At 60.9% G+C, this 15,212-nt stretch carries 19 protein-coding genes; 2 read left to right on the plus strand and 17 right to left on the minus strand.

Features of this window, described 5'->3' with window-relative positions; translation table 11 throughout:
• Positions 1-13 precede the first annotated feature (13 nt).
• From EGJ22_RS00970 to EGJ22_RS01020, 11 genes are read right to left on the minus strand one after another with little or no spacing between them, the layout of a single operon-like run.
• Positions 14-616 (minus strand): phage baseplate assembly protein V, encoded by a 603-nt coding sequence (locus EGJ22_RS00970; protein ID WP_125920077.1) that lies wholly within the window; start codon positions 614-616, stop codon positions 14-16.
• Positions 613-1,143 (minus strand): hypothetical protein, encoded by a 531-nt coding sequence (locus EGJ22_RS00975; protein WP_125920078.1) that lies wholly within the window; start codon positions 1,141-1,143, stop codon positions 613-615. The genes EGJ22_RS00970 and EGJ22_RS00975 overlap by 4 nt, the downstream gene beginning before the upstream one ends.
• Positions 1,136-1,798 (minus strand): hypothetical protein, encoded by a 663-nt coding sequence (locus tag EGJ22_RS00980; protein WP_125920079.1) that lies wholly within the window; start codon positions 1,796-1,798, stop codon positions 1,136-1,138. Before EGJ22_RS00980 ends, EGJ22_RS00975 begins: the two co-directional genes overlap by 8 nt.
• Positions 1,795-2,109 (minus strand): hypothetical protein, encoded by a 315-nt coding sequence (locus EGJ22_RS00985; RefSeq protein WP_125920080.1) that lies wholly within the window; start codon positions 2,107-2,109, stop codon positions 1,795-1,797. Before EGJ22_RS00985 ends, EGJ22_RS00980 begins: the two co-directional genes overlap by 4 nt.
• A 2-nt stretch (positions 2,110-2,111) precedes the next feature.
• Positions 2,112-3,107, minus strand: coding sequence for a major capsid protein (locus tag EGJ22_RS00990; protein WP_125920081.1), 996 nt, complete (start codon positions 3,105-3,107; stop codon positions 2,112-2,114).
• Between the two features lie 60 nt (positions 3,108-3,167).
• On the minus strand, positions 3,168-3,515 hold the full coding sequence (locus tag EGJ22_RS00995) for a head decoration protein (RefSeq protein ID WP_125920082.1): 348 nt from the start codon (positions 3,513-3,515) through the stop codon (positions 3,168-3,170).
• A gap of 2 nt (positions 3,516-3,517) precedes the next feature.
• Positions 3,518-4,681, minus strand: a complete 1,164-nt coding sequence (locus tag EGJ22_RS01000; protein WP_125920083.1) for a head maturation protease, ClpP-related — start codon at positions 4,679-4,681, stop codon at positions 3,518-3,520.
• Positions 4,678-6,171, minus strand: coding sequence for a phage portal protein (locus EGJ22_RS01005; RefSeq protein ID WP_125920084.1), 1,494 nt, complete (start codon positions 6,169-6,171; stop codon positions 4,678-4,680). The genes EGJ22_RS01000 and EGJ22_RS01005 overlap by 4 nt, the downstream gene beginning before the upstream one ends.
• Positions 6,168-6,374, minus strand: coding sequence for a phage head-tail joining protein (locus EGJ22_RS01010; RefSeq protein WP_010953942.1), 207 nt, complete (start codon positions 6,372-6,374; stop codon positions 6,168-6,170). Before EGJ22_RS01010 ends, EGJ22_RS01005 begins: the two co-directional genes overlap by 4 nt.
• 1 nt (position 6,375) lies before the next feature.
• A complete protein-coding gene (locus EGJ22_RS01015; protein ID WP_125920085.1) occupies positions 6,376-8,412 on the minus strand; it encodes a phage terminase large subunit family protein in 2,037 nt (678 codons plus the stop codon).
• Between the two features lie 4 nt (positions 8,413-8,416).
• Positions 8,417-8,998, minus strand: coding sequence for a terminase small subunit (locus EGJ22_RS01020; RefSeq protein WP_125920086.1), 582 nt, complete (start codon positions 8,996-8,998; stop codon positions 8,417-8,419).
• Positions 8,999-9,405: 407 nt separating this feature from the next.
• Here EGJ22_RS01020 and EGJ22_RS01025 point away from each other — a divergent pair, with 407 nt between their 5' ends.
• On the plus strand, positions 9,406-9,849 hold the full coding sequence (locus EGJ22_RS01025) for a hypothetical protein (RefSeq protein ID WP_125920087.1): 444 nt from the start codon (positions 9,406-9,408) through the stop codon (positions 9,847-9,849).
• A 24-nt stretch (positions 9,850-9,873) separates the two neighbouring features.
• Here the strand turns inward: EGJ22_RS01025 and EGJ22_RS01030 are convergent, their stop codons facing one another.
• Complete coding sequence (locus EGJ22_RS01030; RefSeq protein ID WP_125920088.1) at positions 9,874-10,221, minus strand: phage holin family protein; 348 nt, start codon at positions 10,219-10,221, stop codon at positions 9,874-9,876.
• A 60-nt stretch (positions 10,222-10,281) separates the two neighbouring features.
• Between EGJ22_RS01030 and EGJ22_RS01035 the strand changes: the two genes are divergently transcribed.
• The gene (locus EGJ22_RS01035) at positions 10,282-10,632 is read left to right on the plus strand and encodes a hypothetical protein (protein ID WP_125920089.1); all 351 of its coding nucleotides are present in this window, start codon (positions 10,282-10,284) and stop codon (positions 10,630-10,632) included.
• Positions 10,633-10,769: 137 nt separating this feature from the next.
• Here the strand turns inward: EGJ22_RS01035 and EGJ22_RS01040 are convergent, their stop codons facing one another.
• From EGJ22_RS01040 to EGJ22_RS01060, 5 genes are read right to left on the minus strand one after another with little or no spacing between them, the layout of a single operon-like run.
• Entirely contained in the window at positions 10,770-11,318 is a 549-nt protein-coding gene (locus EGJ22_RS01040; protein ID WP_125920090.1) for a hypothetical protein, read from the minus strand.
• Positions 11,318-11,647, minus strand: coding sequence for a hypothetical protein (locus tag EGJ22_RS01045; protein WP_125920091.1), 330 nt, complete (start codon positions 11,645-11,647; stop codon positions 11,318-11,320). The genes EGJ22_RS01040 and EGJ22_RS01045 overlap by 1 nt, the downstream gene beginning before the upstream one ends.
• Complete coding sequence (locus EGJ22_RS01050) at positions 11,644-14,415, minus strand: bifunctional DNA primase/polymerase (protein ID WP_125920092.1); 2,772 nt, start codon at positions 14,413-14,415, stop codon at positions 11,644-11,646. The genes EGJ22_RS01045 and EGJ22_RS01050 overlap by 4 nt, the downstream gene beginning before the upstream one ends.
• On the minus strand, positions 14,412-14,615 hold the full coding sequence (locus EGJ22_RS01055) for a TraR/DksA C4-type zinc finger protein (RefSeq protein ID WP_125920093.1): 204 nt from the start codon (positions 14,613-14,615) through the stop codon (positions 14,412-14,414). The genes EGJ22_RS01050 and EGJ22_RS01055 overlap by 4 nt, the downstream gene beginning before the upstream one ends.
• On the minus strand, positions 14,608-15,096 hold the full coding sequence (locus tag EGJ22_RS01060; RefSeq protein ID WP_125920094.1) for a phage regulatory CII family protein: 489 nt from the start codon (positions 15,094-15,096) through the stop codon (positions 14,608-14,610). Before EGJ22_RS01060 ends, EGJ22_RS01055 begins: the two co-directional genes overlap by 8 nt.
• Between the last annotated feature and the right edge of the window lie 116 nt (positions 15,097-15,212).

A 15,212-nucleotide genomic window follows, 5' to 3' on the forward strand; every position in this document is an offset into this window, starting at 1 on the left:
GCGATGCGGGCCGTCAGTGCTTGTGATTTGCCGTGTTGCCGGCGGTGTCGATGATCATCCCGCCGCCGTTGATATCGCCCGTTACGCGTAACGCGCCCTTGATCAGCACGTTGCCCTCCAGGGTGATCGACGGTGCCTTGACCCTGGCGGCCTGCGCCTCGGCCGTCAGCGTCGTGGTCTTGGCGCTGATCGTGTCGTCGGTGATAACCGCCTTGCTGCCGCCGACCTCGATGGTGACCGTGCCCGTGGGCAGCTTGATGGTGTAGCTATTGGCCTCCCAGTCGTAGACCAGCGAGCCACCATCATCGAAACGCCACACCTCGACATGGTCGCGGTTGTCCGGCTGCGGGCCGGCATTGCCGTACAACCCCGGCACAAACGTGCCCTGGGCAGGGTCACCGCTCGGGCTGATCAGCGCGCCCTGCTCCCCCAGGCTTGGCGACCGCCAATGGCGGGCCTTGCCGGCGGCCAGTGCATGCCACTTCACCCAGGCACTGACCCAGTCGGTACCGTCCGACATGCGTAGCTTGCCCGCCGTCAGATCCACAGCGACGACATACCCCTTGATCACCTGGTCGGACAGCATCCGGTCATGCTGCGCGGTCGCGTAAGTCATTCCATGGCCTCCGGATGCTGGTAGTGCTGCTCCTTCCCCTCCCCGCTGTCCGGGTCAAAGGCGAACAGCACCGGGCCGGGCTCTCGGGGCCACGGCCACTCTTCCTCGCCCAAGTAGATGATCTGAGTCCACTCGACTACCCAAACCGCAAAGCCGTCCAGCTCCGGCCTGCTCCAATCGCGCTCGGCCCGTACAAACTCAGCGAACCTCACGGGCAAGCCCCAAGACTGCATGCGGAGCAGGACAGCCAACTGTGCCGCTACAAATGCAGCGACGTGAAGACAGTTGTCTTCCTCACCAGGCACAAGAACACGCGCTTCAAAGCGTGCATCAACCGCCGTCTGCCCTGTCCCTGGATCTTCTTCGGCACTTTCGAATCCCGCCAGTTCGAGCACCACCGCAGGCGGTGGGACGACCTCGATGCCGCTCGGCATGGTCCCGACATACTGCAAGCCTGGAATGGCTTCCCTGATGTGCTGTTCCATGGCCGCGTACACCTGGCCTAGTGGAATGAAATCCTCATCCATTGCCTGACCTCCGAAGGTACTTTTGCAGCTCAAAGTTCAGCTCTTGCTCCATGACGACTACCAGGCGCTCGTGCGCGCGATTGGTCCAAGCGTCGAAGTGAGGCCGGACGTCCTCCAGGGAGATCTTCGCCTTGGCCAACGGGAAGCGACTGTCGTTCTCCGAGATCCAACCAGAACGTCGTCCACCGCCCCCTGATACCTCGCTATCCGGGTAGCTGTCCGCATCGAAGTGCTTGCTTGCAGTACGGATCCAGATATCCGGATTGCCGCCGTACACGGTCTTGAAGAACGCGCCCTGGTACTTGCGGCCCGCCACAGAAACGCCAGTCCGGCTCTGCCGGGGCCTACCCGCTCGACTGGCTTCGATGGGGTTGATGCCGAACCAGAGTTTGCCCTGACCGCTCCCGGACACCGGGAACGCCCTTAGCCGCTGCCTCACCGCCGCGATAGCGATCCGCTCCTGGCGGCCTACCTCCCGGGCGATGTGGGTGCGAAGCCAGCGCAGCGTCTTGTTGATTGCCCTTCGCTGCGCGGCATGGGCCGCTTTGGGAACCAGCCTGGTGAAGTCCTGAAAGCCTTTGAGGGCCTGCGCGTCCAGCTGCAGCGAGATCAACCCGCTGCTGGCCGACCGCTTGTGATAGCTACCAACACTCATACCGCCTTCCTCAAGATCAGCGTTATAAGGCCATCGCCTCCAGGCTCACTGCCGGCGATGATGTAGGTGCCACCACCGTCCTCTGGCGGTAGATCGATCACGACGCGTTGCTTCACCTCGACACCCGCGTTATCACCGACCCGGATGACCAGGTGCGGCTCACGCAGCGCGGTTCTGATCTGGCCGAGCTTAGGCTGCAGCCAGGGCGCCGAGAACATCCCGAGAACGGGGCGGCCATCGATTTCCACCGGATCCGCTAGGACGTCGAAAACCACCTCGTCCACGTCATCGATCAGATCGCGGAAAGCCATCGTCAACGCTTCAGGCGGATGATGGCGCGAGGGCGAGTAACCAGGTGCAGCGGGTTTGACTGTGCCTCACCGTCTACACCCTTCTTGAAAGGCATCATTTCCAGTTGGCTGTAGTACGGCAGCCCCTCGGTATTGACCGTATCCATATAGTCGGCCGGCGCGAAACGAGTGATGCACAGGCCGGGAACCCCCTCCGGCACCAGGCGGGCCTCGTCATCCGGCACGAAGGAAATACCGCTCACCTTGCCGCGATAGCGTTCCCAGGTGATGCCGCCGAACTCGAATGCTTCGCGACCATCGGCACGCAGCGCAGCGGCGTATTGCGTACCTTCGTAGGTCTTCTTAACGCTCTGATGCGAGATCAGAGCCCGCCAGAAGTTCTTGCCGCATAACGCTCGGGCACCGCTGCTGGTAGTCGCCCCCAGCGCCTCCTCCTGTGCATCCAGTGCGTCAACACACTTCACCCGAACATCAGTACCTGCGGTACCAAGCTCCATCTCGATCTCGATTGGCTGGAGTCCGAAACGATCATAGATATTGAGCAGCACGGTGCTACCGTCCGCATCCAGAACAACGCCGTTCAGCGCGCCCATGCGATGAAACTCATGCGTAGCGTCCAACTGGCGACGAGCCTTCGCCAGACGCTTGTTCACAACGTCCTGCACGGCCTGCAGCTCGGTTTGCTCACCGAAAGCACGGATACCCTGAATCTCATCCGCCTTGATGGCGAAGCGCTCAGGGAGATGCACAGTGTTGAAGGGCAACAAGATCCGCTTGCTCCCGTTGACCACCAACCCCGAGGTGCCACGTTCACCGGATGGCACCAACGCCAAGGTCTCGCCGTCCTTCTCTACTTGGACAGTCACCGTGGTGACGCCCTCCTCCTCGAACAGCCCCAGCTCGGCCAGGCGGCCTGGTACGAATGGTTGCTCGTTGATCGCAGCGGTGAGCGCTGGGACGGTGAATGCGTTGTCTTCAAAAATATCAATATCGGCCATGAGCCACTCCAAAAATGCAAAGCCCCGCACAAGGCGGGGCCGGGGTGAAAGGGGTCGCTATCAGCGAACAATGATGAACTGGGCGGCCAAGGACTTCTCCCCGTCAGGATCAAGGCCAGTCAGCAATGCTTCGCTCACTTCTGCCAGGCGTACGACAGCACGCCCACGGCGCACCACATCCGAGGACGCGATAGAAGCAAACAGGATGCACTTGGCCGTTTCGCTGCCGTCCTCGGCTTCAGGGCTGTACGGGGTGAACTGCCCGCTGGCAGTGAGCTGCCCGAGCACCTGACCAGCCACCAGGGCATCGCCAGGGGCCAGCTCGATCACTTCGCGGGAGATCTTGCCTGCGCCCTCAGAAAGCAGGAATTCACCGGCATGGACCGGTTCCACATAGGTTTTGCTCATGTTCAGGCTCCTTGGCCAGGACGGGGTTGTGTGGCCTGCCGACGGGCAGCCCAGATGCTGCTGGGGTTGGGTGCTTTCGCCTGGATTTTCTCAGGCAGGTCATCAGCTGGCGGCAGGCTGTTGTCGATCTCGAACCCCTTGCCGCCACCGACCAATTTGTCGAACAACCGCGCACGAACGGCCGTTGCGTCTAAGCCGGCCTGGACGAATTCAGCGGTCATCTCCGGCAAGCGGGCTGCAACGCAGAGGTCCCGTACCGACTTGGCGCGGATTAGTGCTGCCTGCACGGTGGCCTCGTCCGCGAGCTTGGTCGAGGCAATCAGCGGCTCGACCAGGTTGCTGATCCCCGCCTTGCTGCAGGCCTGGGTGATCATCAAGGCCAAGGCTGCTGAGTCGCTTGCGTTCGGCGCAGGGGGCGCAAAGTCGCTTTCGGGTTCGAGGTCAACCGGCTCGGTCACCACATCCTTGCCGGCCTTGAGCTGATCCAACAGCGCTTGCGGGGTGTTGCGGTAACGCGCCATCGCCGCGCCATGCCCAAGGCAAGCCTGAACTTTGACACCATTCCCGACCTCATCGGCCAGCCCCAGCGCCACGGCCTCCGAGGCCGTGAGCCAGCTTTCGTCATTGACCAAACGTCGCAGCTCCGCGTCATCAATGTTCGGAGCCTTGGCCTTGTAGGCTGCGATCATTGCCTCGAAGGCCTGATCGAGCACGTCAGCCACCCGACGAAGATCCTCGGCATCACCGCCAACCCAGGTGTAAGGGTTGTGGATCATCAGCATGGCGTTCGATGCCATGACCACTCGGTGAGCGCCGCAGACTGCCACGCTGCCTGCGCTCGCGGCCAAGGCATCGACTCGGCCGGTGCAACGTTCGCCCAAACGGCTCAGCGCGTTGTGGATGGCAAGCCCCTCGAACAGGTCCCCGCCGTTGGTGTTGAAGGCCACCACAATCGGCGAGGTGCCATCGTCAATCGCCTTGAGGTCCTGAATAAACTGGTTGGCAGTAATGCCCCAGGCACCAATCTCGCCGTAGACATATACCTCGATGACCTTCGAGTCGGCATCACCCTCAGCCGCTGCGGTGATCGAATACCAATGCCCATCCTCGACTTGCGGGAGGGCCTTGGCCTTGTTGAAGATGCGAAACGGCATCAACGTTTTCATGTTTTCCCCTTCTCGTCGGAATCATCCGACTCGTCATCGATTGCCGACAAGCCGTTGTATTTGAGGCCCAGGCCATGAGCCCGAGCGATGTCGGCAGCGTTCTCTTCGTCCACGATCTCAGCGTCGGTACCCGAGCGAAGGCACATCTCGCTGCGCGAGGTGAACCCTGCCGCAACTTCGAGCATGCGCGCCTGCACGTCCTGAACGGGCTGGATGTAGGCCCAGCCCTGTGGCACCCACCGCGTCCGCAGATACTGGCGGCGGTTCAGGGTGTAGTCCGCCAGGTCCAGCGCCCCGGCCAGCACCGCCATGTCCATCCAGGCCGCCCGCACCGGGCGGCAGAGCTGGTGGACGTAGACCGAGAACTGCAACTGCTCCAGGCGGCGGCGAAACTCGTTCAGCACCACCCGGATGACACGGTCGTTAACGCCGCGCATATCGCCGGTCATCAGCTCGTAAGGCAGACCCGCGCCAGCGGAGGCAGCCATCAGTTGCTGCCGCATAAAGTCGGGGTAGTTGTTGCCGCCGTCGGGCGGGTCGGAGAACTCGACCTGCTCGCCCGGCCCCAGCTCCTGCATCGTGCCGGGTTCCAGTGCCACCATTGGAGTGAAGGCATCACGGTCATGAACAACCGCTCCGCCGGTGATCATGTCCATTGGCGGACCACCCAGCCCATCCGGCGCCGGTTTGCGAACAAAGCCGGCGAACAAGTTGGCCACTTCCTGCCGGAAGAGCACCGCGTCGTCGTAGTTGTCCAGGCTGCGCAGGCGCTTGAGGATCGGCGCCAGCCGGGGGACACCTCGCAATTGGCCAGGCTCCAACGGCTCGAAGATGTGCAGCATCTGATCGGCCGGGACACGCACAAGCGGGTTGTAACCGGCGTTGAGGGAAGCCTTGTCGCTGGGGTGGTTGCGGTAGCACCAGTAAGCCACCCTGCGGCCAATACCATTGAACTCGATACCGGCACGGATGGTGTTGCCGGTGCGCGTCACCTCGAATTTATCGTGTGGCACGAACTCCGGCGCGAGACATTGGACCTGCAGCGGCACCGCCAGGCCATCCTCCAGCCGGCGTGGCCGCAAGCGCACGAAACATTCGCCAGACTGCTCAACGGTGCGCGCCACGAGCGCTTGCTGCCCGTAGAAGTCGGTGCGCTCGTCGGCGTCCGACTCGTCCACCCAGTCCTCCCACAGCTCCTGCATGGCTTTGCGCAGGGCCTTGTCGAGCAACCGTGGCTGCGGCGTGATGCCAGTGCCAATCAGGTTGCTGACCCGTTTATCAATGACGTTGGCCGCATACGGGTCATTGCGTACCGCAGCCCGCGAACGTGACCGCAGGTTGCGAAGGGCCGGCATAATTAGGCTGTTGGGGCCCGTATCCGGGGCGTCCCAGCCAGAGGAGCGCCGACCTTCCGCGGCACCCTCATAGCTGGCCTTGATCCGCTCGGGCACCAGAAGCCCCGAACGCGTGGAGATGTAGCGGCCACTCACAGGCCCTTACCCCCATGGTAAAGCCGAACCACGCGGGAGCGCGGGCCAGCCGACTGGGACAGTTCGGTGCGGATCAGGTCGCGGGCCTTGATCAGCTCATCTACCGTCCGATACTCCACGGTGCGGTCGCTGTAACGAACCACCCGTTCGCCACGCGCAATCGCGCGCTCGACGGCCGCGAGGTGTGCCTGGGTATATGCCATGTCAGCGTCTCTTCAGATAGCCGCTGCTGGAGCTGCGGCGTTGCATTGGTTGAGGTGCCGGACGAGGCGGCGGTGGAATGGCGCGTGGAGCGGGCCGAGCTGGTGGCGGTGTCGCTGAAAATGGAGCGTCGTCGGGCTCATCGTCGTCATCGTGTGGGTGCTCAATGACCGGTGGCTTCGCAGGTGACGGGTCATCAAACAGACTCGCCTGGGCCAGCGCCTGACGCAGCTTGTCCCAGTCTTGCTCGCCGTAGCGATGCAGCCCGAGGTAATAGGCCATGGCCAAGTTGTACACCTGAAGGTCCAGCGCTTCGTTGCGGTCGGCCTTGCCCTTGACCCACTCGATTCGCTTGTACCCTTTCACATAGCGGGCGATCTTTCGTTCCGCCACGCACTGCTGGAAGAACTCGTCGGGAAGGTCCTTGGCGAAGTGCACCGCGCCGGGACCCGACTCGAAGCCGTAGCGGTTGTAGATCCAGTCCTTGGCGGTGTCGGTACCAATCATCCACAGCTCGGCGCCGTTGCGTTCGGTCTGGCCCTTCCAGGTGACATCCACCAGCGAGGGCCGCTGGGCGATCACCGGCTTGCCCGGTTTGCTCGCCCCTTTGAGGGCGAAGACGTTGCGCCAGCGGCGCACACGGCAGAACTGATACACCTCATGAGTGTGATGACCACCGGAGTCAATGCCCGTGGCCAGAATGCCCAGGGCAACACCGCACGGATGGCGGTATCGAATCTTCAGCAGCTCATCGAGCAAATCCCATGTCCGCTGGTCTGCTGGGTCACCAGGTATCACCTGGAAGTCAACAACCCAGCGTTCCATCCCGACGCCCCAGCCGATAACCATCACCTCCAGGCGATTGGCCTGGACGTCAACAGAGCAGGTCAGAACCAACACGCCAACGGTAAGGGTGCCGAGCACATAGTTTTCTTGCAGCGCTCTCGCTTGCAGAACCTCGGCCTTGGTCTGCTCGACCGCGCTGTCCCAGACCTTGGCCAAGCGGGTGTTGTAAAACACCTGCATGGGCTCAAGGTCGCCTCGATCCTGGGCACGTTTGGCCTTCTCGAATTGCTTGGCCAGATCAGCCCATGAGGTCCAACCAAGCGGGGCATACAGAGCGTTGAGGTGGAAACCAACCGTTTCCCCATCGCCTTTGGCGTGCGAACGCCATTCCCCCTGGGCGAGCATCTCGCCCTTGTGATGTTCTTCGATCAGCACATCGCAATCGGGCGAAGAGCACTTGTAGTGGACGGTCTGGAAATCAGCCGAGTACAGCAGACGCTCCCACTCCAGCACCTGCATGTGACCGCAGGTTGGACAGGGCACGTAGTAATATCGCTGGTCGCTCGTTTCGAACAGATCGGCGATGCGTGAAGCACCCTTGATGGTCGGCGAGCTGGAGAAGTAAAACTTCGCGTTGCGTCCAAAGGTACTGCCCCTCGTCTCCGCAAGATCGACGGGGTCACCTTCTTCATCGACATCCACATCCCAGCGGTCAATCTCATCGCCATAGATGTATCGAGCAGCCAGCTCAGCCAGGTTGGAGGCCGAGCCAGCGGTGGTCGCATACAGCGTGCCGCCCTCGAACTCTTTGGTATCCATAGTGTTGCGAGCATCCCGTGATCGGGAGGCCGCTACACGCGCTTTCAACTCTGGAGTCGCAGCGATGGTCTTGCCGATCCGCGCCGACACCCGCTTGGCCAGGGCCAGGCTTGGCAGCAACGTGAGGATGTTGGACGGCGCCATGTGGATGAGCGCCCCAATCCAGTTGAGGGCGATCTGCGTTTTCATCAGCTGCGAAGCGACCATGGTAATGACACGCTTGCAGGGGTGCGCTGGTGAGAGGCAGCGCATAGGTTCACGGGCATAAGGCGTCCGTGCTGTGCGGTATTTGCCGGGTTCGGCTGCGCCGGTATCACGCGGGATCCGCATGTACTCGTCAGACCATTCATCCACCCACAATTGAGGGTCAGGCTTCAGCCCACGGCCATACGCTTCACGGTACACCTTCGCACCGTCCGCGTATCCGGGGGGCATAGGCTCAGCTCTGTGTTATGGCTTGTTTAAGATCGGCGCCGCTCATCTTCGCCGCGTCTTCGAAGACTTGGCGGAACGCGCCCGTGAGGCGTTTTTCAATTTCCCAAGAATCGCTCATACCCGCCAGTTCAGCAGCGAGCTGCGGAGCAAGGCCGAACACCAGGTCCCGAAGCGTACGGCCAGCAGCGAAGGCGGCATCCTCTACGGACTTGCGCTCGACCAAGTTGCCCTGGACCTTGTTGAACTCAGCCTCGGCGAGCTGGGCAAGGTAGAACTCGCGGTGCGCCCTCGCCTTCTGGAAGTCCAGCCCCTTGCCTGGCTGCTGAACCAGTGGCTGCACCGCAGATGTATCGCCACCTGGTTGAAGTTGGCTGCGCACATCACGCTCGACCCGGTTTTCTTCATGCCGGGCCGCGACGGCGGCCTTGCTTGGGTCGGCGGACTCTGCCAGCAGCGCCTCGGTGGCTTCGACGTCGACCTTGCCGTCGGCGGAGAGCACCAAGCGGTCCTGGCTGGCCAGTTTTGAAACGTAGGATTTCGACCACCCCCGTCGGGCGGCGAACTCCGATTTGGTCAGAAGCTCCATGCTGAAATGTCCAGTTCACCCAATAAATTCAGGGGGTTAACCAGTTCACCGCAGTTCACTAAGCTGGTGAACTGTCCGCTAACGAAGAACCGCGGGTTTCCTGCCCCGTACCTCGGCCAAGTTGCCAGGGTCCCCACCCCTACGCAGCGACGGCAGGGCCGGCTCGAATCACGAGGCATCAGCAACACCGACAACACCGTCCGCGTGGCGCCTCTTGGTAACGGCCCGTGGCCAACGCCATGCTCAAAGCTTCGACAAGCACCTCTTTTGGGGTTTCATCTAAGGTCTTCTGCCAGTACTGTCGCGCACGCGTGAGGTCGCAATCTCGACGCACCTGCATGTCGATGTAACGCATTACCTGCTCCCAGGTTTGAGGGCATTTTTTCTCTTGTTCAGGAGTCAAGGACATGACCATCTCCAACATCCAACAGTTTGATGAGATCACCGGGCAAGTACTCGGAGCGCTTTACGAAAACTTCCCGGTCCCACGCCATTTGCTGATCAAGCAATTCCTAGAGGGTGGTTACACCTTCAGCGAACAAATGGCGATGGACATCGCGAACGAGCAAGGCGAATTCTTCATAGCCTGTATCGAATGGCTGGCCGAAGCCGGATACCTTTCTTACAAAGATCAGTCGTACGGCAACGGAGTGCTGAACGCAGTGTTGACCGCCAAGGGCTTGGAGGCCCTAAAAGCTTTCCCAGCTAGCCTCACCGCAGGCCCATCTTTAGGCGACCAACTCGTTGACGCCACCAAAAGCGGAACCAAGAGCATCCTTGGCAGTTTGGCGGGCGAGGTACTTTCGGTGGGATCCCGCCTCGTAACCGCCCACTTTGGGGTGCCGGGATAACCCACTGCCACGCTTGCGGTCGGGTCACTGCCCCGGCTCGCCGGCCTGGGGCGGCGCCTGGTCAAGGCCCAGTCGCTTCGCGGTATAGCGCTCGTACAGGTTGATCGCAACGTCGGCACCGGCCATCGCGGTCAGGCAGCCAACCGCTGCCGCCGCCCACACCGAAACACCAAGTGCGTACAACAGCATGTTGGCCGACAAGCCGCAGGTGACACAGGCACCCGACCGCAAAGCCAACCGGCGAACCAGCCCCCAACCGCGCGCGCCAGCCTTATCGGCTCGCCACATCTCTCCCGAAACGCCGCCGACCAGGGACAGCACGATCACCATCCAGATTGGCAGTTCGGCTAACGTTTGTTGCTCATTGGTCATACGAGACTCCACTATCCTGCTGAGCGATTACTTGTGTGAGGTGATGTGATGGATATCTTTATGACTGTGCTGAGCGCATTGGGCACCATCGGAGGGCTCTTCGGAGTCTTGGTCGCCTGTGTAGCACTCAAGCCTGAGCAACGTGCTGACTTGAAGAAGCTCCTGAAGCGGATATGGCAGCACTCTACGAAAATCGTCCCAGTGCTGATGGCGGCGTTTGTCACGTTTATGAACTGCTTGGAAATCTATCGCTTCGGCGTCGCTGAGACCGCACCGACTCGAGGCGACATCCTTATCCTGTTGATGAACATTTGGAATGCCACTTCGTACTTCTTCTTTGGAATGGTGCTTTTCGTGTTCTGGCTCAAGGACATCGTGAGAAAAGATTTTCCAGTTCAGGCTCAAACTTAAGCGAAGCCCAAAGAAAGCCCCACCGATGGGTGGGGCTTCGCAGAGTGCCTAAGCGCACTTTTGATATCGTGGCGCCTTTTTACATGCCCCCGGAAAAACCGAAAAGGGCCTGTTTTCGGTTCGTCACCATGTGGTGGCTATGTCGCATCAATGTTGCATGCAAGTCGCATAGAGACCCGACGGACGGTCTGTTGGCGGACGCGGCCAGCGCGGGCAGCCAGGATGGCAAACACCTGCAGGTGAAGGGCCTTGACCCAGTTCCGGTAGGTGCGGTCGGCGTCCTCAGCCAACCCCACCTCACGCATCTGCTCGCGCACCGTTGCCCCATGCAGGTAGCGCAGTTGGGCCAGCTTGGCCAGCGTAGCCCCGCGCGAATCACGCCGCTCGAGCTGGACCACTGCCGCGTCAACCTCTGCCGCGGCGTGATCAAGGCCTGCACCGCCGACCAGAATTCGCGAACCAGACGAGCCACCGCGCGGTGCAGCACCTTTCCATTCCATGATGCTGCCCATCTGGCTGCCCAGGCTAGCCTCCAACCCAAGCTGGGCACGGCGCTCTCCCCAATGCTTCATCAGCTCCCCGATCAGTCGCAGGCGCTCACCCTGGTCAGTGAGCTGCTCCACTTCGATGCGGTGCAATGCGAGATCCACCTGCTGCTGTAGGCGCAAACCTTTGTCCTTCGTCATCACCAGCCCTCCCCAATCACTACCCAACACGCATTTGGCAAACCCAACACAAACCCAACACACTTCAAACCCAATGAATTCAATGGATTGGAAACATCTGTGTTGAGTGTGTTGGGTGAGTTGGGTTTTTTAGGGCTCGCATAGAGATTGCTTTCCCCATCGATTTCAACGATTGAAAAAAATCGCGTGCGCGCGCGCGTGCGCAAACCCAACACACCCAACACACATGCCCGCAACATCAAGGATTCCGGGGCCTGAAACTGTGTTGACTTACCAGAACCAACCCAACACCAACCCAACACACCCAACACACCTACCGACGGAATCATGCTGCAAGCCTCTTGATGTGGTCCCAGGCGTCCACGCTCCAGCCTGCCAGCTTCGCTCGAGCACGCCACTCGACGACGTTCTTGCCCAGCTCGGCCGACTTCATGGATGGGGGTAGGGAAGGATCACCATCGCTGGGGAAGAAGAACGCCGCGAAACGCCGCGCGCTACCGTCCGTCCAAGGGATAGCTCGTGTCTTCTCCACCTTCGCACTGAGCATCAACGAGAACTTCGTGTGGCTCATGGCATTTTCTTTGTTGTGGGAGCACCACTCCAGGAACATGGCGTACACGTCCGACGTCAGGCAGCAACCCCACAGGCCATGCCCTAGCTCGCCGGCTCGCCAGAGATAGAAGAATGTCTGCCAGGCGGTTCGGCTCAGCTCCACCAGCCGCTGACGGGCCTCAGTCTTCGGAGGGCGTGTACGTTGGTTGAAGTCCCCAAGGTCGACGTCCAGCAGCCAGCCGTACAAAGCTGCAACCCCGCCGTTGGCCAACTCTCTGGCGATAGCCTTCTGCCTTTCAGCGGGCAGGGTCTCCAGGGGCCACATAACGAGCATGCGGCGGTCGTCTTCGCTAATCGGCCACGGCATGATCTCATTGCTCAGGAACGCCGAGTTCATGTGGTTGGCCTCTTCCCAGCCGTTGATGAACTTCGACTCCATGCGCACCGTCTTGCCGGTGATCATGTGCTTGATCTTGCCTACTTGGTTGTAACGCTGGTCGCGGCTGACAACCTCTTCAAATACCGCCCACAGTTTGCCGCTCTGCCAGGCATTGAAGTTGCCTTCCAACTGCGTCTGCCCCACCGTGGCACCGTAACGACCGTACAGTTCGCCCATGATGTCCGCAAAAAGCAGGCTTTTGCCCGAGCCTTCCATCGTCGAGTGGAACAGGATCGCGGTGTCCATCTTCGCGCCCATGTGCTGCAGCGGATAGGCAAGCCACTTGACCAGCCAATCCAGCGCTTCAGCGTCATTATTGCAAAGGAACGAGATCAGCCAGCGTAGGTTCTCGCACGCGGCATCATTGCGGATCGGCTCAAGCGGCAAGCCCTCGAAGGTGTTGATGTAGATCGCCGGGTCCTTGGTCATCGTCGGGTCGAACACGATGTGGTCGACGTCCACCACCCGCCGCTCCGGGCTGTTCAGCCAGAGCTGATAGGCATCACCCAGGGCCATTTTGACACTGCCCTCGGGCAGCCGGCGCTTCTTCTCACGATCCCAGGCCTCTTTCGTGCCGTCGATGTAGATGTAACGGTCGAGCGGCTCAAGCTTCAGCGCCCCGCCCTTCTTGCTGGACATCTTTCGGGCCTGTTCAAGCTCTTGCACCTGCTCGGATGCGATGAGTTTCTTGTCGGTCCGCTCCATCCACGCCTTTGCGACCGGCTTGCCGACCAGCGCCTCGAAGCCTGTCCGCTTCATCGACCGTCCCTTGTCCAAGTCCCATACATTCGTTGAGCCTTCGACCAGGGCGAATCGGCGCATCGCAGCATCAATGTCCACAGCATCGCCCCCCGCCCCCCCGTTGGCCGAGGAGACGGCCGGGCTGGGATGGACGACCTCCGATGAGGCGTGGGGAAGGTGCTGAACATCGCTGTCGAGGACCGGAGGCAGCTCGGCCTGCTCTGCCACCGATGGGGCACGGGGAAGCTCGCCCAATGGCGGCGGTGCCGGTGGACGGGACTTCGCGTCGATACCCAGGATCTGAGCTGCCGCCCTGGTCGCAGCCCTATGGTCACCGTCGTGCATCAGAATGCAGAAAACGTCGAATGCGTCGTTCTTGTGTCCATTCGCAAGTGGGTCAGAGGTGTGGTGCGAGTACAGTTTTTTGTCGTCAGTAATGGTCACACCGGGTAACCCGGAACTGCTTTGTGGGCACAACCATTTGCTACCCACCCGCTTGTAGCCATGCGCCTCAATCATTGTGGCGATGTCATGGATGCGATTGAATTCAGGTATGACCTCTGGGAGCCGGTCACCAGATCGTGCTGCAGTTGGCGACGGCTTGGACTCGGGACGAGTAGCAGCTGCAGGCGCTACCTCCTTTGGCTTCCACGGGCAAACGGCCTCCCCCTTCGGCTTGAACTCGTCCCAATCCTGCCAGATGGCCAATAAGTCGGCCGGCAGCTCTGGTAATCCATCAGCGGCCGGAGGGGTACGCCATTTGTAAGGTTTGCGGGTGCCCGGATGAACGGATGGCGGAAGTACGTCCTGCACCAACCCGCCCCGCAGCTCGAAAACCGTCACTTTTTTGAAGGGTTCTGCCGCCATGCGGAAAGCCGCCTCGCGGGTGGCATCGCCATCGTCCATTGCAGCCTTCACTTGCGCCATGAGCCCTTTGTAGATGGCGCCATCGGGGTCGTTCTTGTTGGGCCAAACCAGAGCGTGCCGACTCAGTTCCACTCCCTCGGGGACGCGGAACATCACGCGGAATCGTTCAGGGTTGCCCACAGAGGTCGGGTAGGTGTCAGCGAGTGCGTCGACGTCGAGCCCAAGCGTCTGCTGCAGGACCTGCCGGGTCAGCTCGACATCATCGACGTCGAGCGAGCAGACACGGCTCGGCCCGAGCACAACACCGAGATTGTGGTTCGGGTTCGCAGTCCAAAACGCTTCAGCCTTCGAGGCATCTGTGAAATAGCCACCGGGCTTGTTCCAACCCGCCCCCTTCGGCCCCTTCTCACCTGGTTCAATCGGAACCAAGGCGAGATCGAAGGTTTCAATGTAACGCCGCGCCCAATCAGCTGTGGTAGGAGTTGGGCGCTCGCTCATCTTCGGCGCTCCCGCAGGTCCTGGCAATCGACACAGGTCTCACACCCTGCAACCAACTGCTGACGGGCCAATGGGATCGGCTCATCGCAGTCCTCGCAGTACTGCGCGCTAGGCCTGTCAGGAAGCCGGGCACGGCGCTGTAAGGACAATTGCAGGAAGTATTCCGCATGGTCATTGGCAAAATCGGCAGCGTCAGCCATGAGCTTTGTCCTCCATTGCCTGGCGCGCGCCTGCCATGATCGCCAGCACCTGGCGGATCACATCCATCCCACGTTTCTCGAGGTCGACTACTTCAGTAGCTGTCCAGACGTTATCGGCGGCCCCATCGTGCAGGCTGCCGACGAACTCACTGGATTCTTCGAGCAGCCTGGCAACTGCTTGTAACGCTTCGTTGGTGGCGGGCACCGGTTCAGGGCGATACCAAACTGCTCCTGCCGGCCGTACCAAGGCGTCAAGCAGGCGTGGGTCAGCAGTCCATTGGACGATCTCTTCCATTTCGTCAGGAGTCGGCCAACGTCGCTCTTCGTTGTGGTGGAGTTTTTTCTGCAGGGTATCCACCTCAAGGCCCATATCGAAGGCCAGCTTGGTGATACCACCGCGATAGTCGCGACCGGCGCGATAGAGCGCCTGCCGAAGGGTGAGAACCGGACCTACGCCCGGCAATAGATCAATGCGACTCATAACCGTAAATCCTCGATTTACGGTGTAGCCAGGGGACAGGGTAAGACCTATCCTACAGCTACGACCGTACAGTGCTGTGCGCCGTCGTCGCTGGACCAGGGAGGTGAGAGTCCCTG

It is taken from the genome of Pseudomonas sp. p99-361 (genome assembly GCF_003935475.1).
GTDB lineage: Bacteria > Pseudomonadota > Gammaproteobacteria > Pseudomonadales > Pseudomonadaceae > Aquipseudomonas > Aquipseudomonas juntendi.